This window comes from Pseudomonas sp. FG43 (assembly GCF_057809175.1).
Genome location: NZ_JBMDJL010000002.1, coordinates 496,972 through 517,401 on the forward strand (window position 1 = coordinate 496,972; position 20,430 = coordinate 517,401).

Sequence of the window (20,430 nt, forward strand, 5' to 3'; positions counted from 1 at the left end):
GTCAGCGGCCTATGCGGGGTTCTTTGAGCACGACGGGGGCAACGATGTCGCGAACCTTGGCATCATCGTCCTGCTTGGACTTCAGGTATTCCAGCGCCACCTTGGCGGCATTGCGCACATGATCGACCGAGGCCTGATGCGCCGCCAGCGGGTCGCCGCTCTTGATGGCTTCGACGATGCGTTCCATTTCCTGGCTGCTCGCACCGCGACGATTGACCTGGGACACCGAGGTGGCACGCAGGTAGCTTATACGTGCCTGCAACTGCCGCAACTGGGTGGCGGCGATGTGATTGCCCGACCCTTCAAGCAGCACATCGTAGAAGCTTTGCACCGAGTCGATGACCTGTTGCAGCTCGCCATCGTTGAGTGCCTTGCGGTTTTCTTCGAGGGCCTTTTCCAGGGCACGGATATCTTTTGCCTTGGCTCGCAGGGTGAAAAGCTGCACGATCAGCCCTTCAAGCACGCAACGCAGTTCATAGATATCGCAGGCATCTTCCAGAGTGATGATCGCGACCCGTGGCCCCTTGGCGTCGGCGAACTCCACCAGCCCCTCGGACTCCAGGTGACGCAATGCTTCGCGCACCGATGTTCGACTGACCCCCAGGCGGTCGCACAAGTCTCGCTCGACCAGGCGATCTCCCGGCAGAAGCTGGAAGTTCATGATCGCGCTGCGCAGTTTGTCCAGCACGATCTCACGCAGGGTAACGGGATTGCGATTGACCTTGAAGTTGTCGTCGAGTGGCAGGCGTTTCATCGGGTGTGCTCGGAGTGGGGCTGTCTATGTGAAAAACACGGCCAGAACAAGGCGGTCGCGTTCATGGCGTCAGCCTGAAAACTGGTCGGGCTGACGCATGACCGGGCATGCATCGCCCGGAAAGGTGCCGAGTTTATCATGCCGTTGCACTCGACTACCAAGAACCCCGTCTCATGCAAAAGGTGGCAGAGCCCCCAGTTTGCCGCGGTAGTAGAGCATCGGCGTCGCCGGTGTTTCGGGCAGGATCAGGTTTTTCACGGCACCGACGATGATGGCGTGATCGCCGCCATCATATTCGCGCCACAACTCGCACTCGATGATCGCCGTCGCCTTGCTCAGCAACGGGTTGCCGAGGTCGCTCAGGTGCCATTCGATACCCTTGGTCTTGTCCTTGCCCTTGCTGGCGAAAGCATAGGCTTCGGTCTGCTGTTCTGCGGACAGCAAATGGATGGCGAATTTTTTACTGTCGCGCAGGACCGGGTAGGTGTCGCTGGCATAGTTCGGGCAGAACAGCACCAGCGCGGGGTCGATGGACAGTGCGCTGAAGGCACTGGCGGTGATGCCTACCAGACCGCCTTCGGCGTCAAGTGTGGTGACGATGGTGACGCCCGAGGGAAAGGACGCCATGACTTCTTTATAAATGCCGGGTTCTATCATTGCCGCCGCCTCACTCAACGCATTACAAAAGGATCAGGCATAGGGGCCTGCGATAGATTGATCCATACCGTTTTCAGTTCGGTATAGGCCAGGACCGAGTCAATGCCGCTCTCACGGCCATAGCCGCTGTTCTTGAACCCGCCGATGGGGGCCATGGCAGAGACGGCTCGATAGGTGTTGACCCAGATGATACCTGAACGAATGTCCCGTGCCAGACGGTGTGCGCGGCCAAGGTCGCGGGTCCAGATGCCTGCCGCCAGCCCAAACTGGGAGTCGTTGGCAATTGCCAGGGCTTCTGCTTCGTCCTTGAAACGAATCACGGACGCCACAGGGCCGAAGACTTCTTCCTGCATGATCTTCATGGAGTTGCGGTCGCACTCGAACAGGGTCGGCTCGTAGAACCAGCCTTCACCGGCTGTTGCCGGGCGTTTGCCACCCAGTCTCAGGCGTGCGCCTTCGGCCAGAGCGTCAGCCACCAGACCTTCGACCACCGCCAGTTGCTGGGCGGTGGCCATGGGGCCCATTTCAGTGGTTTCGTCCTGCGGGTTACCGATGCGGATGCGGCTGGCACGTTCGGCCAGCCGCTCGACGAATTCGTCGTAGATCTCGTCCTGAACCAACAGTCGCGAACCGGACACACAGCTTTGCCCCGATGCTGCGTAGATACCGGCGACCGCGCCATTGATGGCGCTGTCCAGATCGGCGTCGGCAAAGATGATGTTGGGGGATTTGCCACCCAGTTCCAGTGACAATTTGGCGAAGTTCTCGGCGCTGCTGCGCACTACATGGCGTGCGGTCGCGGCACCGCCGGTAAAGGCGATCTTGCGTACCAGCGGATGACGGGTCAAGGCTGCGCCGGTGCTTGGGCCATAGCCGGTCACGACATTGACCACGCCCGGCGGAATACCGGCTTCCAGTGCCAGGCGAGCCAGTTCAAGAATGGTCGCCGAGGCATGTTCGGAAGGCTTGAGCACGATGGTGTTGCCAGCCGCCAGTGCCGGAGCCAGCTTGATGGCTGTCAGGTACAGCGGGCTGTTCCAGGGAATGATCCCGGCGACCACGCCCATCGGTTCATGGACGGTGTAGGCAAACAGATCAGGCTTGTCGAGGGGCAGGGTGCCGCCTTCGAGTTTGTCTGCAAGGCCGGCCGTGTAGTGGAAGAACTCCGGCAGATAGCTCACCTGACCGCGGGTTTCGCGGATCAGCTTGCCGTTGTCGCGGCTTTCCAGCTGGGCCAGTTGTTCCTTGTTCTCGGCAATCAGGTCGCCCAGCCTGCGCAGCAGTTTGCCCCGTGCAGTGGCGGTCAATCCACGCCATGCCGGGCTTTCAAAGGCCTTTTGCGCCGCCTGGACGGCGCGCTCCACATCCGCTTCATCAGCGTCGGGCAATTGTGCCCAGGGCTCGGCCAATGCAGGGTTGAGACTGTCGAAGGTCTTGCCGGAAAGTGCGTCGACCCATTGGCCGTCGATGCACATCTGAAAGCGCGTGAGAGTCATGCAACGATTCCCTTTACCGGGTTGTGTAGAGCTGCCGACTTGTCGAGGAAGTCCAGCAACACCTGATTGACCAGACGTGGCGATTCCACCGGCATCATGTGCCGCTGCTCGGGCAGTATCGCAACCTCTGCACCCTGAATGCGCATTGCCAGCTGGCGGGCCATGTCGGGCGTCGAGCCCGGGTCCAGCTCGCCGGTGGCAATCAGCGTCGGGACGTGAATATCGCCCAGATCGTCGGCGCGGTACATATCCTGCGTGGCGAACAGCTTGTAAGTCGTCAGGTAGCCCTGCGGATCGTTACTGGCCAGGTTCTGGCGGATGGCAGCGATCTGCGCGGGGTTGGCGGCCTGGTATTCACGACTGAACCAGCGCGACAAGGCCTCTGCGGCATTGGCGTCCGGCCCGTGCTCGGCTGCCTGGCTGGTGCGTGCAATCACACCGGCACGTTGTTCGGGGGTGCGATTGAATACGCTGTTGAGGATGACCATGCCTGACAGGTGCTGCGGGAAGTGCAGGGCAAAGGCCCGCGCCACCAGCCCGCCCATCGAGAAGCCGATGATCGTGGCCTGGGGCAAACCCAGATGGTCGAGCAGCTCACGCAGTTGTTCGGCATAACCGGGCAGGCCGGTATCCGGGTCCGGGCGCGGACTCGATCCATGACCCAGCATGTCGTAGGCAATGACTCGATAGTGCGGGGACAGACCGACGATCTGCCCGCCCCACATCTCTTTGTTCAGGCCTACCCCGTGAATCAACACCACAGGGTGGCCTTGGCCGGTGGCCAGATAACTGGTCCCGGCCGGGGTGCGTTCAGCGGTGAGCTGAATCATGGATCGCTCCTGCGCAGGCATTCATTATTGTTGGGGATGGATGATTACTGGGCTTTTTCGGCAGCCAGCTCTTCCAGGTCGATATAACGGTTGCCGATGCGCGGATGCAGACGGCCGCCGTTGGCTGCGCCCAGCACGACAATGATTTCATCGGCGCGTGGCGAGTCTTCGATCTGCATTTCCAGGGTGATGTAGTGCGAGCGCAGGCCTTCGTCGTCCTTGTGCATCATCGGGATCTGGATGGACGTGCCCGGGCCGCCGCGTTTGTTGGTGAAGCTCAGGTAGCTCTTGGCCTTGACCGCTTCACGGTAATGGTTGCCAAAACGCAGGGTGTGAATGACCGCCGAAGCATGCTCGATCTCGCCTTCGGCCCCGACCACAGCGGCTTTGCCATAGGCCTCGATCTTGTCTGCGCCACCGATGGCATCGGTCAGGCGTTTGACCATCAGTTCGCCCAGCTCTGAGCAGTTGGCGCGGATTTCCGGCTTGAGGTCTTCGACAAAACCACGACCGAGCCAAGGGTTCTTGATCACGACAGCCAGGCCGACCATGGTCACTGGTTTGTCGGTCGCCTTGCCGCCTTCGATGAAGGTCTCTTCGGTGTAATTGACGATCTTGCGAATTTCAAAGCTCATGTAGGACTCCCGGATCGAGCGCTGTTGTATTTCGTCTTATGGTATACCATAAGATTGCGTGTGCAAGCGCTTTATTCAAGTCGGATACAAAAACCTCGTGCGTCGACCATTCGTCAGTCGTTCTTCCCTGTTCTTTGAACGTTGGTCCCGGGTGACGGGCCAGATATTCCATGAGCCATGGATGACTTCCGTCTTCTTCAGCCCACAACAGGAGAAAGAAATGACTGACTACCCGAGACCTCCATTCCCGCCACAGGCCCAATCGGTGCCCGGTTCGCAGGCGAAGATGGAGCCTTATCCCGATTGCGGCGAACAGAGCTACCGCGGCGCTGAACGGCTACAAGACAAAATTGCCCTGATTACTGGCGCCGATAGCGGCATTGGTCGTGCGGTGGCCATCGCCTTTGCACGAGAGGGCGCCGATGTCGCGCTTTCTTATCTCGATGAGCATGAGGACGCTCAGGAAACCGCTCGTTGGGTCGAGCAGGCGGGCAGGCAGTGCCTGCTGCTGCCGGGTGATCTGGCGCAGAAGGAGCATTGCCGTGGCATCGTTGAAAAAACGGTGGAGCGATTTGGCCGGATTGATGTATTGGTCAATAACGCAGCTTTCCAGATGAGCCACGAAACCTTCGAGGAAATCACCGATGAGGAGTGGGTGAAGACCTTCGATATCAATATCACGGCGATATTTCGTATCTGTCAGGCGGCTCTGCCGCACATGGCTGCGGGCAGCTCGATCATCAATACCAGTTCGGTGAACGCCGACATGCCCAAGCCAACCTTGCTGGCCTATGCCTCCACCAAAGGGGCCATTGCCAACTTCTCCGGTGGCCTTGCGCAAATGCTGGGCGAGCGTGGCATCCGGGTGAACAGCGTCGCTCCGGGACCGATCTGGACACCCTTGATCGTTTCGACCATGCCCGAAGAGGAGGCCAGCAACTTTGGTAGCCAGACGCCATTGGGGCGTCCGGGCCAACCTGTCGAGGTCGCACCTGTTTATGTGTTGCTGGCTTCCGATCAGGCCAGCTACACCTCGGGCGCGCTGTATAGCGTCACGGGTGGTAAGCCCATTCTGTAGCGAACATTCTGGTGTCGATGTAATCCCATGCAGTGACGGCCTGACGATGAGGTGTTGGCAGGCCGCTGCTGTTTCCGTATGTCATTCATTCTTGACTGTGCCTTGACTTATGCGGGGATATCCCCGTAAGTTGGTCGGCTCTGTCATTCAACTGCCTCAGGAGAATTGCCATGTATCCCGATGTTCAGCTATTTATCGATGGCCAATGGCGTGCAAGCCGTGATGGCCGCACCTTGCCGGTCATCGATCCTGCCACCGGCCAGTCTCTGGGAACTGTGGCGCATGCCAGCATTCCCGATCTGGATGAAGCGCTGGCGGCAGCTGAACGTGGTTTTGCAACCTGGCGTGCCACTTCGGCTTATGATCGCTACAAGATCATGCAGAAAGCTGCACAACTGTTGCGCGAACGCGCCGACAGCATCGCCCGCATCATGACTCAGGAACAGGGCAAGCCGCTGGCCGAGGCGCGCATGGAAACCCTGTCTGCTGCCGATATCATCGACTGGCTGGCCGAGGAGGGGCGCCGCAGCTATGGCCGCCTCGTGCCGTCGCGCAATCCTTCAATCGAACAGAAAGTCATCAAGGAGCCGGTTGGCCCGGTGGCGGCGTTTACGCCCTGGAACTTCCCGATCAACCAGGTGGTGCGCAAGCTGTCTTCTGCACTGGCTGCCGGTTGCTCGATCATCATCAAGGCACCGGAAGAAACCCCGGCATCGCCTGCTGAACTGATCCGTGCCTTTGCCGATGCTGGTATGCCGGCGGGTGTGATCGGTCTGGTGTATGGCATTCCTGCCGAAATCTCCAATTACCTGATCCCGCATCCGGTGATCCGCAAGGTGACCTTTACCGGCTCCACGCCGGTGGGCAAGCAACTCGCGGCACTGGCTGGCCAGCATATGAAACGTGCCACCATGGAACTGGGCGGCCATGCGCCTGCGCTGGTGTTCGACGATGCCGATCTGGATCTGGCTGCTCGGGTGCTGGTAACCGCCAAATTCCGCAATGCCGGCCAGGTCTGCGTTTCACCGACGCGGATTCTGGTTCAGCGCAAGGTATTCGAGGCTTTCACCGAGAAATTCGTCGGCCTGACCCGTGAGGTCAAGGTGGGCAATGGTCTGGAGGCGGGCACCACCATGGGGCCGGTGGCCAATGAGCGTCGTGTTCCGGCGCTGGTGGATCTGGTCGAGGATGCCGTGGGTGCCGGTGCGAAGCTTGAAACGGGCGGCAAGGCCCTTGAAGGGCCGGGCTATTTCTTCGAGCCAACCGTATTGAGCGGTCTGAACCGTGAAATGCGCATCATGAACGAAGAACCTTTCGGGCCGGTAGCATTGCTGGTGCCGTTCGACACGCTGGAAGAGGTTATCGCCGAATCCAACCGAGTGCCGTTCGGGCTGGCGTCCTATGCCTTCACCACGTCGATGAAGACTGCTCAGGCGCTGAGCAATGGCATCGAGGCAGGCATGCTGTCGATCAACCATCAGGGCATTGGCCTGCCTGAAATTCCGTTTGGCGGGATCAAGGACTCAGGCTACGGCTCCGAAGGCGGCACCGAAGCCATCGAGGCTTACCTCAATACCAAGCTGGTGACGCAGTTCAACTAAACCTGCCCCGGTAGGAGCGAATTCATTCGCGAAGATCTTCATACCTTCTTCGCGGATAAATCCGCTCCTGCGCAGGTGGGGTTTTATTCCCGCGCCTGCTGAATACCGTTCTGTTTCATCACCAGATTCTTCTCCTTCTTGTACTGCAAGGCGACTTCCGGCGCAGGGCCGCTCTGGCCTGTTTCCAGCCACCGGCGCAGGCGGCTGGCATCGGCGAAGTGTGTGTATTTGCCGAAGGCATCGAGAATCACCACGGAAACCTGGCGGTTAGCCATGGTGGTCAGCAGCACCAGGCAATGACCGGCCTGATTGGTGAAGCCGGTCTTGGTCAGCTTGATATCCCAGTTATCCTTGCGGACAAGGTGATCCGTGTTGCTGAAACCCAGGCTGTAAGTGGGTTTACGGAAGGTCACGGTCTTTTCCGGGGTGGTACTCAGTTCGGTGATCATCGGGTATTTGCGAGCGGCCATGATCAGCTTGGTGAGGTCGCGAGCCGTGGACACGTTATAGACCGACAATCCGGTAGGCTCGACATAGGCCGTATGCTTCATGCCCAGTGCCTTGGCCTTGGCGTTCATTGCCAGGATAAAGGCCGGGTAGCCGCCCGGATAACTGTGGGCCAGGCTTGCGGCGGCACGGTTTTCCGAGGACATCAGAGTAATCAGCAGCATGTCCTTGCGATTCATTTCGCTGCCCAGTTTGACGCGGGAGAACACGCCTTTCATTTCCGGCGTCTGGGAAATATTGACCGGAATGACTTCGTCCATCGGCTGCTTGGCATCCAGCACCACCATTGCCGTCATGAGCTTGGTGACCGAGGCGATCGGGACGATAACGTCCGGGTTGTGCGAATAAAGAACCTTGTCGGTCTGTACATCAATGACCAGTGTGCTGCCGGAAGCCAGATGAAGTTGTGATGGGTCCCGGTTCAGGGCTGCGGCTTCGTTTGCAATGGCATGGGTGGAAACTACAGGGCCTGTAAGTGCAAATAAAAGACCCAGAAGTGGCAGACGAATTTTCAAGAGCAAGGCTCACTCGATAAATGTGCGGTTTTGCACGTGGATATAGGAAAAACGCTGCATTTTAGGAGCGGACTTTGCCCAAAGTCGATGGGGTGAGTAGGGCGTTTCGTCAATTAATGCAGGAATTGTGGTTTTATTAAGTCGCTGTTAAGTAGGAAAGCCATGAATTGATGTTGTGCTTTCAATATTCGTGGTGTCGGAGGCTCGCACCGATTAGCATCCACGCCATCAATGGTCATCGATTTAAGGAAGCGTGCAATGCTCAAGGGGTTTATCGGCAAGGATTACGTTGTTCTGGTGATCGCTGCATCTCTGGTTGCGGTAGTGCTGCTTGTTACAGGCTTTTTTTCACGTCCTTCCGACTGGGCTGGCTGGGTCCAGGCTACCGCGCTGATTGTCGGCATGATGGTCGCGGTGGGTGTTCCAGGTATCCAGCGCAAGCAGGAAGCAGTCGTGGCTCACAGGCAACTGCGTGAGCGTGAAACCGGTTATGCCCGCCGTATTCAATACCTGTGCGGCGAGTTGACCGAACTGCAGGCCAGAACGAGCCTCAACCTCAGCCATTTGCGTGCCAGCGACCGTCATCGCCTGAAATACACCTTGCAGGATTATCTGCACCGCTTGTTCGAGTCCCATAAACAGGACTTGAACGATGATCGTGTAGTGCTCGCCTATGAATTGCGTCAGGTCGCCAATGACCTGATCGATGAGCTGGACAGCGGTCGCACTGATCGTGTCGTGTTCATTGCCCTGGAAAAGCGCCTGCAAAAACTGACTCATCGCTGCCAGGTGAATGCGGCGATGGCCGAGCGCGTCTGAGGCTTTTTCAGCCCCCATAAAAAAGCCCACATCAAAGGATGTGGGCAAGGGGATGTGCGGAGCAACGCACGAAGTTCGTTAAAGCCGGGTACTGCATTCAGCCGTTGAGCATGTTGCTTTCCAGTTTCTCGGAACTGGCCTTGGCTGCAGGCAGTGAAGCGAAAGGGCCGCTGACGGGCTCGCCGTTGTGCATCAGATACCAGCAGGCCAGCAGGCCGCGTTCTCTGAGTGTGGCTGGTACGGCGCTGCCAACTACTGACATGATCTGAACCTTGTTCATGGCTGTCTCCATCAATCGATGGCGCTACTTTACGCAGCCATCGTCTCTGGTAAAAATCATCGCTCTCGATAGTGGTCATTGATGAGCGCGAGGTTCCCAAGCCTTGACGCTCCACCCCCGACTCATGACAAAGAAACGAAAAACCCCGCCAAAGCGGGGTTTTTTGTGGGTTACCAGTGACCGCGTGGCGGGCCATAGTAGGCTGGCGGCGGTGCATAGCGACGGTAGTAGACCGGTGGCGGAGCCGGGTAGCGTTCCACAACCTCATAAGCGGGTGCCGGCTGGTAGTAAACCACTGGCGGAGGAGGTGGAGCGTAGTAAACCGGCTGCGGTTGAACATAGACCGGCTGGCGCTCTACATACACTGTCCTGTCACGGCTGGACGAAACAGCCGCTCCAACCACGGCAGCGCCAACGATTGCGCCCAGTACGGCGGGCCCACCCCAGCCACGATCAGCGTTGGCTTGACCTGCCAGTGCCAGGGCACCAATAAACAAGGCAATTTTGGGGATATGACGAATCATGACTGTTCCTCGCTCTCAACCCGTTGTCGCGGGCCTGCATTACGCTCAAGCACTGCCACGGGATAACTCTAAGACATCGTAATTTGAGAAAACTGCGAAGCCGTTAGGTAAATTTTGTGTAAGGGGCTGGCGATGTTTTGTGTGGCTTGTCCATCGCGAATCTTGCCGCTGATTCTACGCCTGCTCCTCAGAGTTAATCCAATACCGTTTGGTAGGAAGGTGTGGAAACATCTGCCGGATGCCTTGTCATGCATCGACAAGCCTGTCGCGCAGAAACTCGATAAACCGCTGAGTTTTTGCCGGTAGCAAACGAGTTTCGGTCAGTGCGTAAACGGATACAGGAGAAGCGTGCCATTTCGTCAGGACCTGGCGTAATGTTCCGTTGTTCAAATCTTGTTCCGCGATCCCCTCTGGCAATAACGCAATTCCCATATCCAGCGATGCCAGGCGCCTGAGCATGCCTACGCTGTTGAGTTCAAATCGCCCGCCGACATCCACTTCCACGCTCTCTTCGCCAGTGGACAGCGTCCATCGATCTGCACCTGAACCGCGTAATCGCAAGCACTCGTGGTGGCTCAGATCCGAAGGTTGCTCAGGTTCGCCAGACATTTCCAGATATCGGGGAGAGGCATACAGGCCGCGCCGCAAACTGGCGAGTTTGCGGGCTATCAGGTTTGAATCTGCAGGCTCTCCCATCCTGATCACGACATCCACCGAGTCGCTGACCAGATCAACCTGACGCGGGCTTAGATCGAACTCAAAACCGATACCCGGATAAAGTCGGGCGAACTCTGCAATCAGTGGTGCCAGGTAGACAGTGGCGAAATCGACGGGCAGCGAAGCGCGGAGTATTCCGCTGGGCCGTGCCAGCATTTCCCCTAGCTGCTCATGGGCCAGACGGGCTTCATCGACGATCCGTTTACAACGCTCAAAGTACAGCTGACCGGCCTCCGTCGGCTCGATCTTTCGCGTTGTGCGGTGAAGCAGTCTCAGGCCAATCCCTTTCTCCAATTCACTTATGCGTCGCGACAGCGTCGAGTTTGGTATGCCCAGGGTTTCTGCCGCACGGCTGAAGCTGCGCGTCTTCACCACCTCTACAAACAGCGCCATATCGTTGAGATATTCCAATTAATTATCCCACTGATGGATTAGTGATTTCATTTTTACGGGGTTTATCCCGTATTCGGGTCTGATTAATCATAACCACATCACTTCTGAGGAGCACCGTAATGAATTCCCTTTTTTCGCAAGTCCAGGTCGGTCGCTACACCCTCTCTAACCGTATGGTCATGGCTCCGATGACTCGTTCACGTTCCGATGACACAGGCGTGCCATCCGATTTCGTTGCGACCTATTACGCCCAGCGTGCCACTGCCGGTCTGATCATCAGCGAAGGTGTTTTCCCTGTTGCGCTGGGCAAGGGGTACGTCCGCACTCCGGGTATCGAAACCGCCGAACAGGTCGCCGCCTGGAAAAAAGTAACCGAGGCTGTCCATGCCGGTGGCGGGCGAATCTTCATGCAGTTGATGCACTGCGGGCGTGTTTCTCACCCTTCGCTGTTGGCTGACGGCGCACAGCCGCAAGCACCTTCGGCAATCAAGGCAGCGGGCCAGACCTGGACTGCCACTGGTTTGCAGGATTTCGTGACACCCCATGCCCTGAGTCAGGCCGAGATCGGTGTCGTGATTGCTGGCTACCGTCAGGCGGCACGCCAGGCCATCGAGGCCGGCTTCGATGGCGTCGAACTGCACGCGGCCTCCGGTTATTTGCCAGAGCAATTCCTTTCCACAGGCAGCAACCAGCGTACAGATCGTTACGGTGGTTCGGTTGAAAACCGTGCCCGCTTTGTGATCGAAGTGCTGACAGCCATGGCCGATGAAGTGGGTAGTGATCGCGTGGGTATCAAGATTTCGCCTGAGATGAACTTCAACGACATCGTCGATGCAAACCCGCAGGAAACTTACACCTATCTGGTAGAGCAGCTTCGCGACCTCAAGCTTGCCTATCTTCATGTCGCCTTGTTCGGGGCCGATTTCGACTACCACGCTGCACTGCGTCCGTTGTTCGGAGGCAGCTATCTGATTGGCAGTGGCCTCACCAAAGAGAGTGCCGACGCCCTCATTCGTGAAGGCAAGGCCGATGCCGCTGTATTTGGCGGCGCGTTCCTGGCCAACCCCGACTTGCCCGAGCGTTTCCGTACCAGTGCCGAACTTAATGTACCGAACAAGGAGACTTTCTACTCGCCGGGTGCCGAGGGTTACATCGACTATCCCGCCATGTCCCGAAACGCATAAGGAGCGCAGCCATGTTAGCCACCGCTCGTTTGCAACGCATGAACCACGGCAGCCAGTTCCGGGCCTTCACACTGCGCGGCGATCAGTTTGCCAAACCTATCGATCCGTTTCTGGCGGTCGATCATGCCTGGATCAGTGGGCCTACTTTTCCGCCGCATCCCCATGCGGGGTTTTCAGCCGTGTCCTACCTGTTTCTGGATTCGGAAACAGGCATCGATAACCGGGATTCGCTGGGTAACCGCAACCTGATTCAACCCGGCGGGCTGCATTGGACGGCTGCCGGAGCGGGTGTGGTGCATGAAGAAATCCCTGCCGAAACGGGCAAGACCGTGCACATGCTGCAAATCTTCATCAACCTGCCGGAGGATCGGCAGGCGCAGGCACCTTTTGCCCTGAGCCTCGAAGCACGCGATGTTCCGGTTGTGCATTTGCCAGGCGCAAAGATACGAGTGCCGCTGGGTCGTTTCGAGAATGCTGTTTCGCCACTCTCGGTGCCGACCGAAGTGTGTGTGCTGGACATCTCCCTTGAGGAGGGTGCCGAAATCAATGTTCCTATCCCGGATGGCCATGTCGCGTTCGTGATGCCCATCGACGGCGATGTGTCCGTTGATGGCCAGGCTTTCAATCTTGTGGAGCCCCGGTTGCCGGTAAGTCTGCCGCAGAGTGCGGACCGGACCGTCACCTTGCGGGCCGGAAAAGGCAATGCCAAGGCCGTCGTGTTTTCCGGTGTCCCGCTCAATCAACCGGTGTACTGGCAAGGACCGTTGGCGCTTGCCTCATCGACTGCATTGGCAGCAGCCGTAAACGGCTACCAGAGCGGCGCATTCGGAACCCTGCAACCTCGATAACCAGACATAACAACCCCAAACCGGGGCCTCAGGCCCTAATCTTGCTGTCAGGAGAGTCAAATGAGCTACGAAAAATTCAGTGCCGACAATGCTGCCCTGTTGTTGATCGATCATCAGGTGGGGACGATGGGATGGGTTAAATCCATTTCATTCGAAGACATGAAACGCAATGCACTGATGCTCGCCAGGACTGCCAGCATTCTGAAACTGCCGGTCGTATTGACTTCCAGCATGGAGGAGTACGCCCAAGGTCCACTGCTCAGTGAACTGGAGCAGATCCTGCCTGCCGAATTCGCTTCACGAATCAAGCGCCTGGGCATCGTCAACGCCATGGACGATGAGAACTTTGCTGCTGCGGTCAAGGCGACAGGCCGCAAGAAACTGATCATCGCCGGTGTCACCAATGACGTTTGTACGGTCTATCCGGCATTGAGCCTGGTACGCGACGGCTTTGACGTGCAGGTTGTCGCCGATGGCGGTGGCTCACCTACCGTCATGGCGGACGACATCGCTTTGCGCAGGATGGATAAAGGCGGTGTGACATTGACCACAACCAACCAATTGATTGCCGAACTTGCTGGAAGCTGGGCGACACCAGAAGGTGGGCAGTTGGTGCAGGTGCTGATTGAGGCACTTCAAGGCTGAGGCCTTTTTAGAACAACAGGCAGGACCTCAATGTGAGGTTCTGCCTGTTGTTCAATACCCATGAAGCAAGTGTTTCAGGCAGTCATACCCGCGCGACCTTTCACTCCAGCCTCGCCAACCGCTCCTCAAGCGCCGCAATCCGTGCCTCAAGTTCATCAATCCGCTCGCTCGATGCAGATGCCGATACCCGTTCCGGCTGGTTTTGCCGTGCAGCCAGCAGTTCCTCCAGGTCGGCCGGATCTCCCAGTGAATGCATGTAGCGATCTTCCCGCTGGCCGGCCTGGCGTGGCAGCAGGGTTGCCAGGCCTCGGGCGATGAGGCGGTCCAGTTGGTGGACGACTTGTTCGCTGTCTTCGAAGTCGTGCATTCGGTTACTGCGCGTCAGCAGTTCGTTGGTGGTTTGCGGGCCACGCAAAAATAGCAGGCCGGTCAGGATCACTTGCGCGGGCACCAGTTCCAGATGCTTGTCGACCTTGTGTTCCCAGCGATCGGCGCGGCTGCCCATGACCAGGCGGGCCAGCCCAAGGTTTTCCAGGGTGCGCAGGCTTTGGCCAACCTGGCCCTGGGTCAGGTTCATCACCGGGTCGCGGCTGGTTTTCTGGTTGCAGGCAATGACCAGGGCGTTGAGTGTCAGCGGGTAGGTTTCCGGGCTGGTGGCCTGTTTTTCGATCAGGCAGCCGAGAATGCGTACTTCGGTGCTGTTGAGTTGCAGCGCTTGGGTGGCATCGGCTGATTCGATTGAAGAGGATTCGGTGGTCATTACGCTTTCCCTGAGCGATGGCGGGGTGTCAGCCTATGGGCTGCGCTGAATTATATCCAGTGCGCCGCTGGCTCGTTGTGTGGAATGGAAAAAGACTCGCCATCTTTCCTGAAGAGCATGTCTATAATTCCTGCTTTCACTCTCAGGATTTGTCATGTCTATTTCCCTGTACGCCGCTTCCGTTCCTGTATTCCAGCAAATGCTCAACGCGCTGAATGACGTTCTGGTCAAGGCCGAGGCCCACGCTACCGAGAAGAAAATCCAGCCTGAAGCCCTGTTGCAGGCGCGTCTGTTCCCGGACATGCTGCCTTTCACCCGTCAGATCCAGATCGCTGTCGACTTCGCCAAGGGCGCTTCGGCTCGTCTGGCTGGTGTCGAGATCCCAAAATACGAAGACTCCGAAACCACCTTTGCCGATCTGCAAGCCCTGATCGCCAAGACTCTGGCCTTCATCGGCAGCATCAAGGCGCAGGATGTCGACGGCAAGGAAGGTATTGAAGTCGTCCTGCGTCCTGGCACTGACAAGGAAAAACGCCTCAACGGCCAGGCTTATCTGTTGAGCTATGCCTTGCCGCAGTTCTTCTTCCATGTCACCACCGCTTACGACCTGCTTCGCCACAATGGCGTGGAAATCGGCAAGCGCGATTACATGGGCAAGTTTTAAGCTCAGTCGGTAAACAGCTTGTTTCGAGCACTCTCGGTAATGGCGACAATGCCGGGGTGCTTGACCTTGCGTTCGACGGTAATGGCATAGAACGACTCGGTGACTGATTCGGTCTGGCCAATGATCTGCACGTCATATTGGTTCTGCACTTCATCGGCGATCACGCTGGGGGCGACGAACACGCCGCTGCCGGATTTGCCGAAAGCCTTCATCAAGGCGCTGTCATCAAACTCGCCGATAATCCGCGGCTGGATTTTCTGTTCGGCGAACCAGCGCATCAATCTGCCGCGCACCACAGTGTCCTGCCCAGGAATCAATAGCGGTGCGCCATGCATGCTCTGCGGAAAGTCTCCCCACAGATTTTCAGCGACGCCTCGGGTCGCGAAGAAGCTGACACCGCATTCTCCCAGTTTCTGGTTGTAGCCTTTAATGTCCAGATGTGGTGGCATAGGGCTGTCAGAAATCACCATGTCCAGTTTCTGGATTGCCAGGTCGGCCAGCAGGCGTTCGAGCTTGTCTTCGCGGCAGGTGATGCGAATCGACTCTTCGAGTTCCATGGTGGGGGCGATCAGGCGATAGACGATGGATTTGGGGACGACATCTGCAACGCCGATGCGAAACAGGATCTGTTGCTCGTCGGGCTGTGAGCGCAGCATGGTTTCCAGCTCATTACCCAGTTGGAACATCTGTTCGGCATAGGGCAGTGCCAGGCGACCGGCTTCGGTCAGTTCCAGTTGCCGGCCTACACGGCGAAAGAGATCGACGCCCAGTGTCTCCTCGAACAGGCTGATCTGGCCGCTGATGGTCTGGGGCGTGAGGTTCAATTGTTCGCAGGCGCGCACGATACTGCCGGTCTTGGCCACGACCCAGAAATAGTGGAGTTGGCGATAGTTGAGCATAAAGATTGCCGATTCGGTAAAACCGAAGTATACACCTTGAAAAATCGAATTTTTCTGATGTTTCCATGTCCCTAGAATGCTTCGCTGACGCCGGACCAAAGGTGATGTCCGGCCTTGCTTATCGAGGGAGACATGATCAAACCCATTTACGCCGCATTGCTGACATGTTCGCTGGTTGTAATGGCGGGCTGTGACCAGGTTGAAACATCGACCAAACAGATTCTGGATACGGCTGCCAACACAGCCAAGCAGGCGATTGACGATACCCATGAAGCTGCAACCAAGGCGCTTGAAGATACCCGCAAGGATCTTTCGGTACTTGAACCCAAGAAACAGCCCGAGTCTCCCGAAGAGAAGTCTGGTAAAGAAATCTAACGCTTAATATTGGCTCAAGCAGGACACGATCTATGGAATACCTTTTGGAACTCGCTACAAGTCCCGCAGCCTGGATTGCCTTGGCCACGCTGGTGGTGATGGAAGTCGTATTGGGTATCGATAACCTGATCTTCATCTCCATCCTGACCAACAAGTTACCTGAGCATCAGCGTGCCAAGGCCCGTCGCCTGGGTATCAGTGCGGCCTTGATCATGCGTCTGGGCCTGCTCAGTACCGTGGCCTTCATTGTCCAGTTGACCGAACCTGTGATCGAAGTACTCGGCCAGGCGTTCTCCTGGAAGGACATGATCCTGATCGCGGGTGGCCTGTTCCTGGTCTGGAAAGCGACCACTGAAATCCATCACAGCATGGACAGCAAGGCCGAGCAGGAAAAGACCATCGGGTCTGCTGTGACGCTGAGCATGGGCGCGGCGATCTTCCAGATCCTGCTGCTGGACCTGGTGTTCTCCATCGACAGTATCATCACTGCGGTGGGCATGACCGAACACTTGCCGATCATGATTATCGCTGTGGTGTCTGCTGTGATCGTGATGATGGTGGCTGCCAACCCGTTGGCCAAGTTCATCAATGACAACCCGACGGTGGTGATGCTGGCGCTGGGCTTCCTGATCATGATCGGTATGACACTGATCGCTGAAGGTTTTGGTGCCCATGTACCTAAAGGCTACATCTACGCCGCCATGACGTTCTCGGCAGCGGTTGAGATCCTCAACATCCTGGCTCGCAAGGCCAAACGTAAAAAGGCTGCTGCTGAAGCTGCCAACGCCTGATACCTGGGGCGGTAATGTAAAAAATGGTCGGCCCTGTAATGGGGCCGACCATTTTTCATTTCATGGACGGTAATCAGTGGGCTGTTGCAGGCTGTCTTTTTTCCAGCCGGACCACTGGGGTCGGTCGCACCGGACGAGGATGATGGCGGCGAGAAATTCGCAGAACTCCCCAAAGCATGGCACCTGCAACCATCAGCCATGCCATGATCAGCATCACGATTGTCATTTCCAGGCTCATAAGCGCCTCCGCATTTGCTGCATCTTCTTGCTGTCTGAATAACTGACAGTCTAGTCCCTCACATGTTTCGATTAATTGACGGCTATGATCGATTTGATCTATCCAGACACTCTGACTGCGTGAGAAGGCTATACCCATGCCTTGCGCGGCTCTATGATCGACGTCCGAGTCAGGTCGCGTGTTGCCTGACGCCAGTTGAAGTGAGTGAAAATGCTGCCGGTATCCTTTTTGTTCAACGCCGCCAGATCCCGGCGGTCATGGGTGATTGCCCTGGCACTGAGCCTGGCCGCCTGCGCTTCGATGGTCACCCCGCAAATCCAGCGTCTGCCGGATCGGGTCGAACTCAACTCCGTGCCGTTCTTCCGGGGCAATGCCTACCAAAGCGGGCCGGGCGCACTGGCGAGCATGCTGTCCAACCATCAGGTGCTGATTACCCCCGGCCTGCTCGACAAACCTCTGCAATTGCCGGGCGGCGAAGGCCGTCTTGAAAGCAGCATGCAGAACGTGGCGCGCCAATATGGCTTTGTGGTCTACCCCCTCGATGGTGAGCTGCACGCTCTGCTGGAGCAGGTTTCGGCGGGATATCCGGTGATGCTGCGCATGTCCGAAGGCTCGGCCTGGTGGAAAGGGCCTCGCTATGTCGTGCTCGTTGGCTATAACCGCATCAAGCAGACGGTGCTGTTGCAGGCGGGCATGAACCGTCGGCAGATGATGAGCTTTGGCAGCTTCAGCTCTGCCTGGAAGGATGCGGGTAGCTGGGCTGTCCTGATTCAGGGGCCTAGGCAACTGCCTGCCAATGTGGATCAGCAGCGCTGGCTGAAAGCTGCCAATGAAGTGTCCCTGGCGGGACAGGAGCAGGCGGCGGGTGAGGCGGTCAAGGCGTTGGCGCGCCAGGGTGTTAAATAAGTTTGGCCTTGCAGAGTGAAAACCCCGATATAGGCGGTTTTCACTCTGAAGCCGAGTATCAGAAGCCCAGCCTGTCGCGCAGGCTGTAATACCAGGCACCCAATGCCGTAAGCGGTGTGCGCAACAACTGGCCACCGGGGAAGGGGTAGTGGGGCAGGTCAGCGAATGCATCGAATCGCTCGGCCTGGCCGCGCAAGGCTTCGGCGAGCACTTTGCCTGCCAGATGGGTGTAGGTCACGCCATGCCCGCTGCAACCCTGAGAGTAATAGATGTTGTCGCCCAGGCGCCCGACCTGCGGAAGTCGTGACAGGGTCAGCAGGAAATTGCCGGTCCAGGCGTAATCGATCTTCACATCCTTGAGTTGCGGGAAGGCCTTGAGCATCTTGGGACGAATGATGGCTTCGATATTGGCCGGGTCGCGGGCGCCATAGACCACGCCACCACCAAAGATCAGGCGCTTGTCGGCGCTGAGGCGGTAGTAGTCCAGCAGGTAATTACAGTCCTCGACGCAGTAATCCTGAGGCAGCAGGGATTTGGCCAGCTCTTCGGTCAGCGGTTCGGTGGTGATCACCTGAGTGCCGCATGGCATCGACTTGGCCGCCAGTTCCGGCACCAGATTGCCCAGATAGGCATTGCCGGCCACGATGATGAATCTGGCCCGGACTTTCCCTTGTGCCGTATGCACGACCGGGTTGGCGCCACGTTCGATACGGATCGCCGCCGATTGTTCATGGATGACACCGCCCAGCGATTCCACGGCAGTCGCTTCGCCCAGCGCCAGGTTCAGTGGATGGATATGGCCGCCGGTCATGTCCAGCATGCCGCCGATATATTGCTCGCAGGCAACGACTTCGCGGATGCGGTTTTTATCCATCAGCTCCAGATGCGAATGCCCATAGCGTTCCCACAAACGCTTCTGAGCTTCCAGATGCGCCATCTGCTTGTTGGTCAGGGCTGCGAATACGCCGCCGTCCTTCAGGTCGCATTGAATACCGTAACGGGAAACACGATCTCGAATGATCGCCGCGCCCTCGAATGCCATCTGCCCCAGCAGTTGCGCCTGTTTGGGGCCTACGCTGCGCTCGATGACATCGATATCGCGGCTATAGCTGTTGACGATCTGCCCGCCGTTACGGCCCGAGGCGCCAAAGCCGACCTTCGCGGCCTCCAGCACGGTGACTCTGAAGCCATGCTCAAGCAGGAAGAGGGCGCTGGACAACCCTGTATAGCCTGCGCCGATGACGCATACGTCCGTCTCCACTTCACCCTGCAAGGCAGGACGTTCCGGGACCGGATTGGCTGATGCGGCGTAGTAGGACTGCGGATAGAGCGTGTTCGCCATCCTGAAGCTCCGTTTAAAATTCTTGACGAGTGCCGTGATCCTACCCCAGTTAAAAAACCTCTGCCAGCCACGGGATAAAACATATTTACCTGCGCAGCACCTAAAAGCGTTGCGAATTCATAGGCTTAGCTGAAAAAGAGATTGACAGGCCAGCCAATGTCCGTAGAATGCGCACCCACAGCAGGCACGTAGCTCAGTTGGTTAGAGCACCACCTTGACATGGTGGGGGTCGTTGGTTCGAGTCCAATCGCGCCTACCAGACAAATCCGCTCTGCTGGGCGGTGAAGAAGGGCGATCCGAAAGGGTCGCCCTTTTTTCGTTCGACCGTGAAGTGCATGATGCCGGTTGTCTATGGGTATTGCGCCAGAGCTTTATGTCTAGAGTCGGATTACAACATATATGGTGCTCTCCTTCTGAATGTTGTAATCGCTCAGGCTTCTCTGATCTTCAAGCTGTTTCCCGGCAAAGATAAGCCTCTGTGCTTCGGGGGAAATGCCAGATTTATCCTGAATCTTGCATTTCACGTTACTGATCGTATCTGAGGGTTCAACATCCAGTTCCCAGAGTTCTCCGGTCAATTTCTTTGCATAAATAATCATTTCGTCACCTGGCGTGAATGGCATAGGAGACGCGAACAGGAGTGCCTTGAACGTGTTCGTGCAGATAGCTACATTCGCTTGCGCGCGTGCGTACAGATTAAAAGTGGGGGGAAATGACGGGAACTGACAGAACTGTCAGCGCCGTGCGCTTTCAGACAGTTGGCTTGATGCCCTTGCCGGAGCTTGCGTCTGATGGCATGTGCTGAATTCAGAGCTAAAAATTTGAATATATCAGTGGGTTACTGCAAAAATCCGTTGACACCTTTTTCAATATCCGTAGAATGCGCTCCCACAGCAGGCACGTAGCTCAGTTGGTTAGAGCACCACCTTGACATGGTGGGGGTCGTTGGTTCGAGTCCAATCGCGCCTACCA

Annotated in this window: 25 protein-coding genes and 2 tRNA genes; 12 read left to right on the top strand and 15 right to left on the bottom strand. The window is 57.3% G+C overall.

From position 1 onward, the window contains the following. Window position 1: 1 nt before the first annotated feature. The 5 genes from ACODS3_RS04940 to ACODS3_RS04960 all read right to left on the bottom strand — a co-directional run bounded on the left by ACODS3_RS04940 (window position 2) and on the right by ACODS3_RS04960 (window position 4,372). Window positions 2–754 (bottom strand): GntR family transcriptional regulator, encoded by a 753-nt coding sequence (locus ACODS3_RS04940; protein WP_201001956.1) that lies wholly within the window; start codon window positions 752–754, stop codon window positions 2–4. A gap of 171 nt (window positions 755–925) precedes the next feature. Beyond that, window positions 926–1,411 carry a flavin reductase family protein gene (locus tag ACODS3_RS04945; RefSeq protein ID WP_201017547.1) on the bottom strand — a complete coding sequence of 162 codons (486 nt, stop codon included), beginning with the start codon at window positions 1,409–1,411 and terminating at the stop codon, window positions 926–928. A 14-nt stretch (window positions 1,412–1,425) separates the two neighbouring features. Beyond that, a complete protein-coding gene (locus ACODS3_RS04950) occupies window positions 1,426–2,907 on the bottom strand; it encodes an aldehyde dehydrogenase (protein WP_489033522.1) in 1,482 nt (493 codons plus the stop codon). Beyond that, the gene (locus ACODS3_RS04955; RefSeq protein WP_201017545.1) at window positions 2,904–3,737 is read right to left on the bottom strand and encodes an alpha/beta fold hydrolase; all 834 of its coding nucleotides are present in this window, start codon (window positions 3,735–3,737) and stop codon (window positions 2,904–2,906) included. Before ACODS3_RS04955 ends, ACODS3_RS04950 begins: the two co-directional genes overlap by 4 nt. Before the next feature lie 44 nt (window positions 3,738–3,781). Continuing rightward, on the bottom strand, window positions 3,782–4,372 hold the full coding sequence (locus ACODS3_RS04960) for an amino acid synthesis family protein (protein WP_201017544.1): 591 nt from the start codon (window positions 4,370–4,372) through the stop codon (window positions 3,782–3,784). A 220-nt stretch (window positions 4,373–4,592) separates the two neighbouring features. Here ACODS3_RS04960 and ACODS3_RS04965 point away from each other — a divergent pair, with 220 nt between their 5' ends. Next, complete coding sequence (locus ACODS3_RS04965) at window positions 4,593–5,450, top strand: SDR family oxidoreductase (protein WP_201017543.1); 858 nt, start codon at window positions 4,593–4,595, stop codon at window positions 5,448–5,450. Between the two features lie 170 nt (window positions 5,451–5,620). Then, on the top strand, window positions 5,621–7,051 hold the full coding sequence (locus ACODS3_RS04970; protein WP_489033525.1) for an NAD-dependent succinate-semialdehyde dehydrogenase: 1,431 nt from the start codon (window positions 5,621–5,623) through the stop codon (window positions 7,049–7,051). 83 nt (window positions 7,052–7,134) lie between these two features. Here the strand turns inward: ACODS3_RS04970 and pbpG are convergent, their stop codons facing one another. Continuing rightward, the gene (gene pbpG, locus ACODS3_RS04975; RefSeq protein WP_201001970.1) at window positions 7,135–8,079 is read right to left on the bottom strand and encodes a D-alanyl-D-alanine endopeptidase; all 945 of its coding nucleotides are present in this window, start codon (window positions 8,077–8,079) and stop codon (window positions 7,135–7,137) included. A 252-nt stretch (window positions 8,080–8,331) separates the two neighbouring features. Here pbpG and ACODS3_RS04980 point away from each other — a divergent pair, with 252 nt between their 5' ends. After that, the gene (locus tag ACODS3_RS04980; RefSeq protein ID WP_489033527.1) at window positions 8,332–8,892 is read left to right on the top strand and encodes a hypothetical protein; all 561 of its coding nucleotides are present in this window, start codon (window positions 8,332–8,334) and stop codon (window positions 8,890–8,892) included. 97 nt (window positions 8,893–8,989) lie between these two features. On the opposite strand, the gene ACODS3_RS04985 is transcribed toward ACODS3_RS04980, so the two are convergent. The 3 genes from ACODS3_RS04985 to ACODS3_RS04995 all read right to left on the bottom strand — a co-directional run bounded on the left by ACODS3_RS04985 (window position 8,990) and on the right by ACODS3_RS04995 (window position 10,824). Further along, window positions 8,990–9,172 carry a hypothetical protein gene (locus ACODS3_RS04985; RefSeq protein ID WP_201019531.1) on the bottom strand — a complete coding sequence of 61 codons (183 nt, stop codon included), beginning with the start codon at window positions 9,170–9,172 and terminating at the stop codon, window positions 8,990–8,992. A gap of 170 nt (window positions 9,173–9,342) precedes the next feature. Further along, the gene (locus ACODS3_RS04990; RefSeq protein WP_025259829.1) at window positions 9,343–9,696 is read right to left on the bottom strand and encodes a hypothetical protein; all 354 of its coding nucleotides are present in this window, start codon (window positions 9,694–9,696) and stop codon (window positions 9,343–9,345) included. 246 nt (window positions 9,697–9,942) lie between these two features. Continuing rightward, the gene (locus tag ACODS3_RS04995; RefSeq protein WP_304574001.1) at window positions 9,943–10,824 is read right to left on the bottom strand and encodes a LysR family transcriptional regulator; all 882 of its coding nucleotides are present in this window, start codon (window positions 10,822–10,824) and stop codon (window positions 9,943–9,945) included. 101 nt (window positions 10,825–10,925) lie between these two features. On the opposite strand from ACODS3_RS04995, the gene ACODS3_RS05000 reads away from it, so the two are divergent. The 3 genes from ACODS3_RS05000 to ACODS3_RS05010 are packed head-to-tail and all read left to right on the top strand — an operon-like array spanning window position 10,926 to window position 13,483. After that, window positions 10,926–11,990, top strand: a complete 1,065-nt coding sequence (locus tag ACODS3_RS05000) for an alkene reductase (protein ID WP_304574002.1) — start codon at window positions 10,926–10,928, stop codon at window positions 11,988–11,990. Window positions 11,991–12,001: 11 nt separating this feature from the next. Further along, the gene (locus tag ACODS3_RS05005; RefSeq protein ID WP_304574003.1) at window positions 12,002–12,838 is read left to right on the top strand and encodes a pirin family protein; all 837 of its coding nucleotides are present in this window, start codon (window positions 12,002–12,004) and stop codon (window positions 12,836–12,838) included. 60 nt (window positions 12,839–12,898) lie between these two features. Beyond that, entirely contained in the window at window positions 12,899–13,483 is a 585-nt protein-coding gene (locus ACODS3_RS05010) for an isochorismatase family protein (RefSeq protein ID WP_304574004.1), read from the top strand. Window positions 13,484–13,583: 100 nt separating this feature from the next. On the opposite strand, the gene ACODS3_RS05015 is transcribed toward ACODS3_RS05010, so the two are convergent. Further along, complete coding sequence (locus ACODS3_RS05015; RefSeq protein ID WP_489033531.1) at window positions 13,584–14,243, bottom strand: YceH family protein; 660 nt, start codon at window positions 14,241–14,243, stop codon at window positions 13,584–13,586. 154 nt (window positions 14,244–14,397) lie between these two features. On the opposite strand from ACODS3_RS05015, the gene ACODS3_RS05020 reads away from it, so the two are divergent. After that, entirely contained in the window at window positions 14,398–14,907 is a 510-nt protein-coding gene (locus ACODS3_RS05020; RefSeq protein ID WP_201001977.1) for a DUF1993 domain-containing protein, read from the top strand. Between the two features lie 2 nt (window positions 14,908–14,909). Here the strand turns inward: ACODS3_RS05020 and nhaR are convergent, their stop codons facing one another. After that, a complete protein-coding gene (gene nhaR, locus ACODS3_RS05025; protein ID WP_201019533.1) occupies window positions 14,910–15,806 on the bottom strand; it encodes a transcriptional activator NhaR in 897 nt (298 codons plus the stop codon). A 132-nt stretch (window positions 15,807–15,938) separates the two neighbouring features. Between nhaR and ACODS3_RS05030 the strand changes: the two genes are divergently transcribed. Both ACODS3_RS05030 and ACODS3_RS05035 read left to right on the top strand, forming a co-directional pair. Beyond that, window positions 15,939–16,181, top strand: coding sequence for a hypothetical protein (locus tag ACODS3_RS05030; protein WP_201019534.1), 243 nt, complete (start codon window positions 15,939–15,941; stop codon window positions 16,179–16,181). A gap of 32 nt (window positions 16,182–16,213) precedes the next feature. Continuing rightward, entirely contained in the window at window positions 16,214–16,972 is a 759-nt protein-coding gene (locus ACODS3_RS05035; protein ID WP_201019535.1) for a TerC family protein, read from the top strand. Between the two features lie 73 nt (window positions 16,973–17,045). On the opposite strand, the gene ACODS3_RS05040 is transcribed toward ACODS3_RS05035, so the two are convergent. Further along, a complete protein-coding gene (locus tag ACODS3_RS05040; protein ID WP_201019536.1) occupies window positions 17,046–17,210 on the bottom strand; it encodes a hypothetical protein in 165 nt (54 codons plus the stop codon). 128 nt (window positions 17,211–17,338) lie between these two features. Next, window positions 17,339–17,518 (bottom strand): hypothetical protein, encoded by a 180-nt coding sequence (locus tag ACODS3_RS05045; RefSeq protein ID WP_236124047.1) that lies wholly within the window; start codon window positions 17,516–17,518, stop codon window positions 17,339–17,341. A 7-nt stretch (window positions 17,519–17,525) separates the two neighbouring features. On the opposite strand from ACODS3_RS05045, the gene ACODS3_RS05050 reads away from it, so the two are divergent. Then, window positions 17,526–18,116 carry a peptidase C39 family protein gene (locus ACODS3_RS05050; RefSeq protein ID WP_374063445.1) on the top strand — a complete coding sequence of 197 codons (591 nt, stop codon included), beginning with the start codon at window positions 17,526–17,528 and terminating at the stop codon, window positions 18,114–18,116. Window positions 18,117–18,174: 58 nt separating this feature from the next. Here ACODS3_RS05050 and ACODS3_RS05055 read toward each other — a convergent pair whose 3' ends face one another. After that, window positions 18,175–19,458, bottom strand: coding sequence for an NAD(P)/FAD-dependent oxidoreductase (locus ACODS3_RS05055; RefSeq protein ID WP_201019538.1), 1,284 nt, complete (start codon window positions 19,456–19,458; stop codon window positions 18,175–18,177). Window positions 19,459–19,640: 182 nt separating this feature from the next. On the opposite strand from ACODS3_RS05055, the gene ACODS3_RS05060 reads away from it, so the two are divergent. Beyond that, window positions 19,641–19,717: transfer RNA gene (locus ACODS3_RS05060), tRNA-Val, on the top strand. A 118-nt stretch (window positions 19,718–19,835) separates the two neighbouring features. On the opposite strand, the gene ACODS3_RS05065 is transcribed toward ACODS3_RS05060, so the two are convergent. Beyond that, window positions 19,836–20,057, bottom strand: coding sequence for a ubiquitin-like protein (locus ACODS3_RS05065; protein ID WP_025259836.1), 222 nt, complete (start codon window positions 20,055–20,057; stop codon window positions 19,836–19,838). Between the two features lie 296 nt (window positions 20,058–20,353). Between ACODS3_RS05065 and ACODS3_RS05070 the strand changes: the two genes are divergently transcribed. Then, window positions 20,354–20,430 (top strand) — tRNA-Val (locus ACODS3_RS05070).

Bases quoted from the DNA above. Each gene is read 5' to 3' on its own strand.
- ACODS3_RS04940 (WP_201001956.1), bottom strand. From the start codon at position 754: ATGAAACGCCTGCCACTCGACGACAACTTCAAGGTCAATCGCAATCCC.
- ACODS3_RS04945 (WP_201017547.1), bottom strand. From the start codon at position 1,411: ATGATAGAACCCGGCATTTATAAAGAAGTCATGGCGTCCTTTCCCTCG.
- ACODS3_RS04950 (WP_489033522.1), bottom strand. From the start codon at position 2,907: ATGACTCTCACGCGCTTTCAGATGTGCATCGACGGCCAATGGGTCGAC.
- ACODS3_RS04955 (WP_201017545.1), bottom strand. From the start codon at position 3,737: ATGATTCAGCTCACCGCTGAACGCACCCCGGCCGGGACCAGTTATCTG.
- ACODS3_RS04960 (WP_201017544.1), bottom strand. From the start codon at position 4,372: ATGAGCTTTGAAATTCGCAAGATCGTCAATTACACCGAAGAGACCTTC.
- ACODS3_RS04965 (WP_201017543.1), top strand. From the start codon at position 4,593: ATGACTGACTACCCGAGACCTCCATTCCCGCCACAGGCCCAATCGGTG.
- ACODS3_RS04970 (WP_489033525.1), top strand. From the start codon at position 5,621: ATGTATCCCGATGTTCAGCTATTTATCGATGGCCAATGGCGTGCAAGC.
- ACODS3_RS04980 (WP_489033527.1), top strand. From the start codon at position 8,332: ATGCTCAAGGGGTTTATCGGCAAGGATTACGTTGTTCTGGTGATCGCT.
- ACODS3_RS04985 (WP_201019531.1), bottom strand. From the start codon at position 9,172: ATGAACAAGGTTCAGATCATGTCAGTAGTTGGCAGCGCCGTACCAGCC.
- ACODS3_RS04990 (WP_025259829.1), bottom strand. From the start codon at position 9,696: ATGATTCGTCATATCCCCAAAATTGCCTTGTTTATTGGTGCCCTGGCA.
- ACODS3_RS05000 (WP_304574002.1), top strand. From the start codon at position 10,926: ATGAATTCCCTTTTTTCGCAAGTCCAGGTCGGTCGCTACACCCTCTCT.
- ACODS3_RS05005 (WP_304574003.1), top strand. From the start codon at position 12,002: ATGTTAGCCACCGCTCGTTTGCAACGCATGAACCACGGCAGCCAGTTC.
- ACODS3_RS05010 (WP_304574004.1), top strand. From the start codon at position 12,899: ATGAGCTACGAAAAATTCAGTGCCGACAATGCTGCCCTGTTGTTGATC.
- ACODS3_RS05015 (WP_489033531.1), bottom strand. From the start codon at position 14,243: ATGACCACCGAATCCTCTTCAATCGAATCAGCCGATGCCACCCAAGCG.
- ACODS3_RS05020 (WP_201001977.1), top strand. From the start codon at position 14,398: ATGTCTATTTCCCTGTACGCCGCTTCCGTTCCTGTATTCCAGCAAATG.
- nhaR (WP_201019533.1), bottom strand. From the start codon at position 15,806: ATGCTCAACTATCGCCAACTCCACTATTTCTGGGTCGTGGCCAAGACC.
- ACODS3_RS05030 (WP_201019534.1), top strand. From the start codon at position 15,939: ATGATCAAACCCATTTACGCCGCATTGCTGACATGTTCGCTGGTTGTA.
- ACODS3_RS05035 (WP_201019535.1), top strand. From the start codon at position 16,214: ATGGAATACCTTTTGGAACTCGCTACAAGTCCCGCAGCCTGGATTGCC.
- ACODS3_RS05040 (WP_201019536.1), bottom strand. From the start codon at position 17,210: ATGAGCCTGGAAATGACAATCGTGATGCTGATCATGGCATGGCTGATG.
- ACODS3_RS05055 (WP_201019538.1), bottom strand. From the start codon at position 19,458: ATGGCGAACACGCTCTATCCGCAGTCCTACTACGCCGCATCAGCCAAT.
- ACODS3_RS05065 (WP_025259836.1), bottom strand. From the start codon at position 20,057: ATGATTATTTATGCAAAGAAATTGACCGGAGAACTCTGGGAACTGGAT.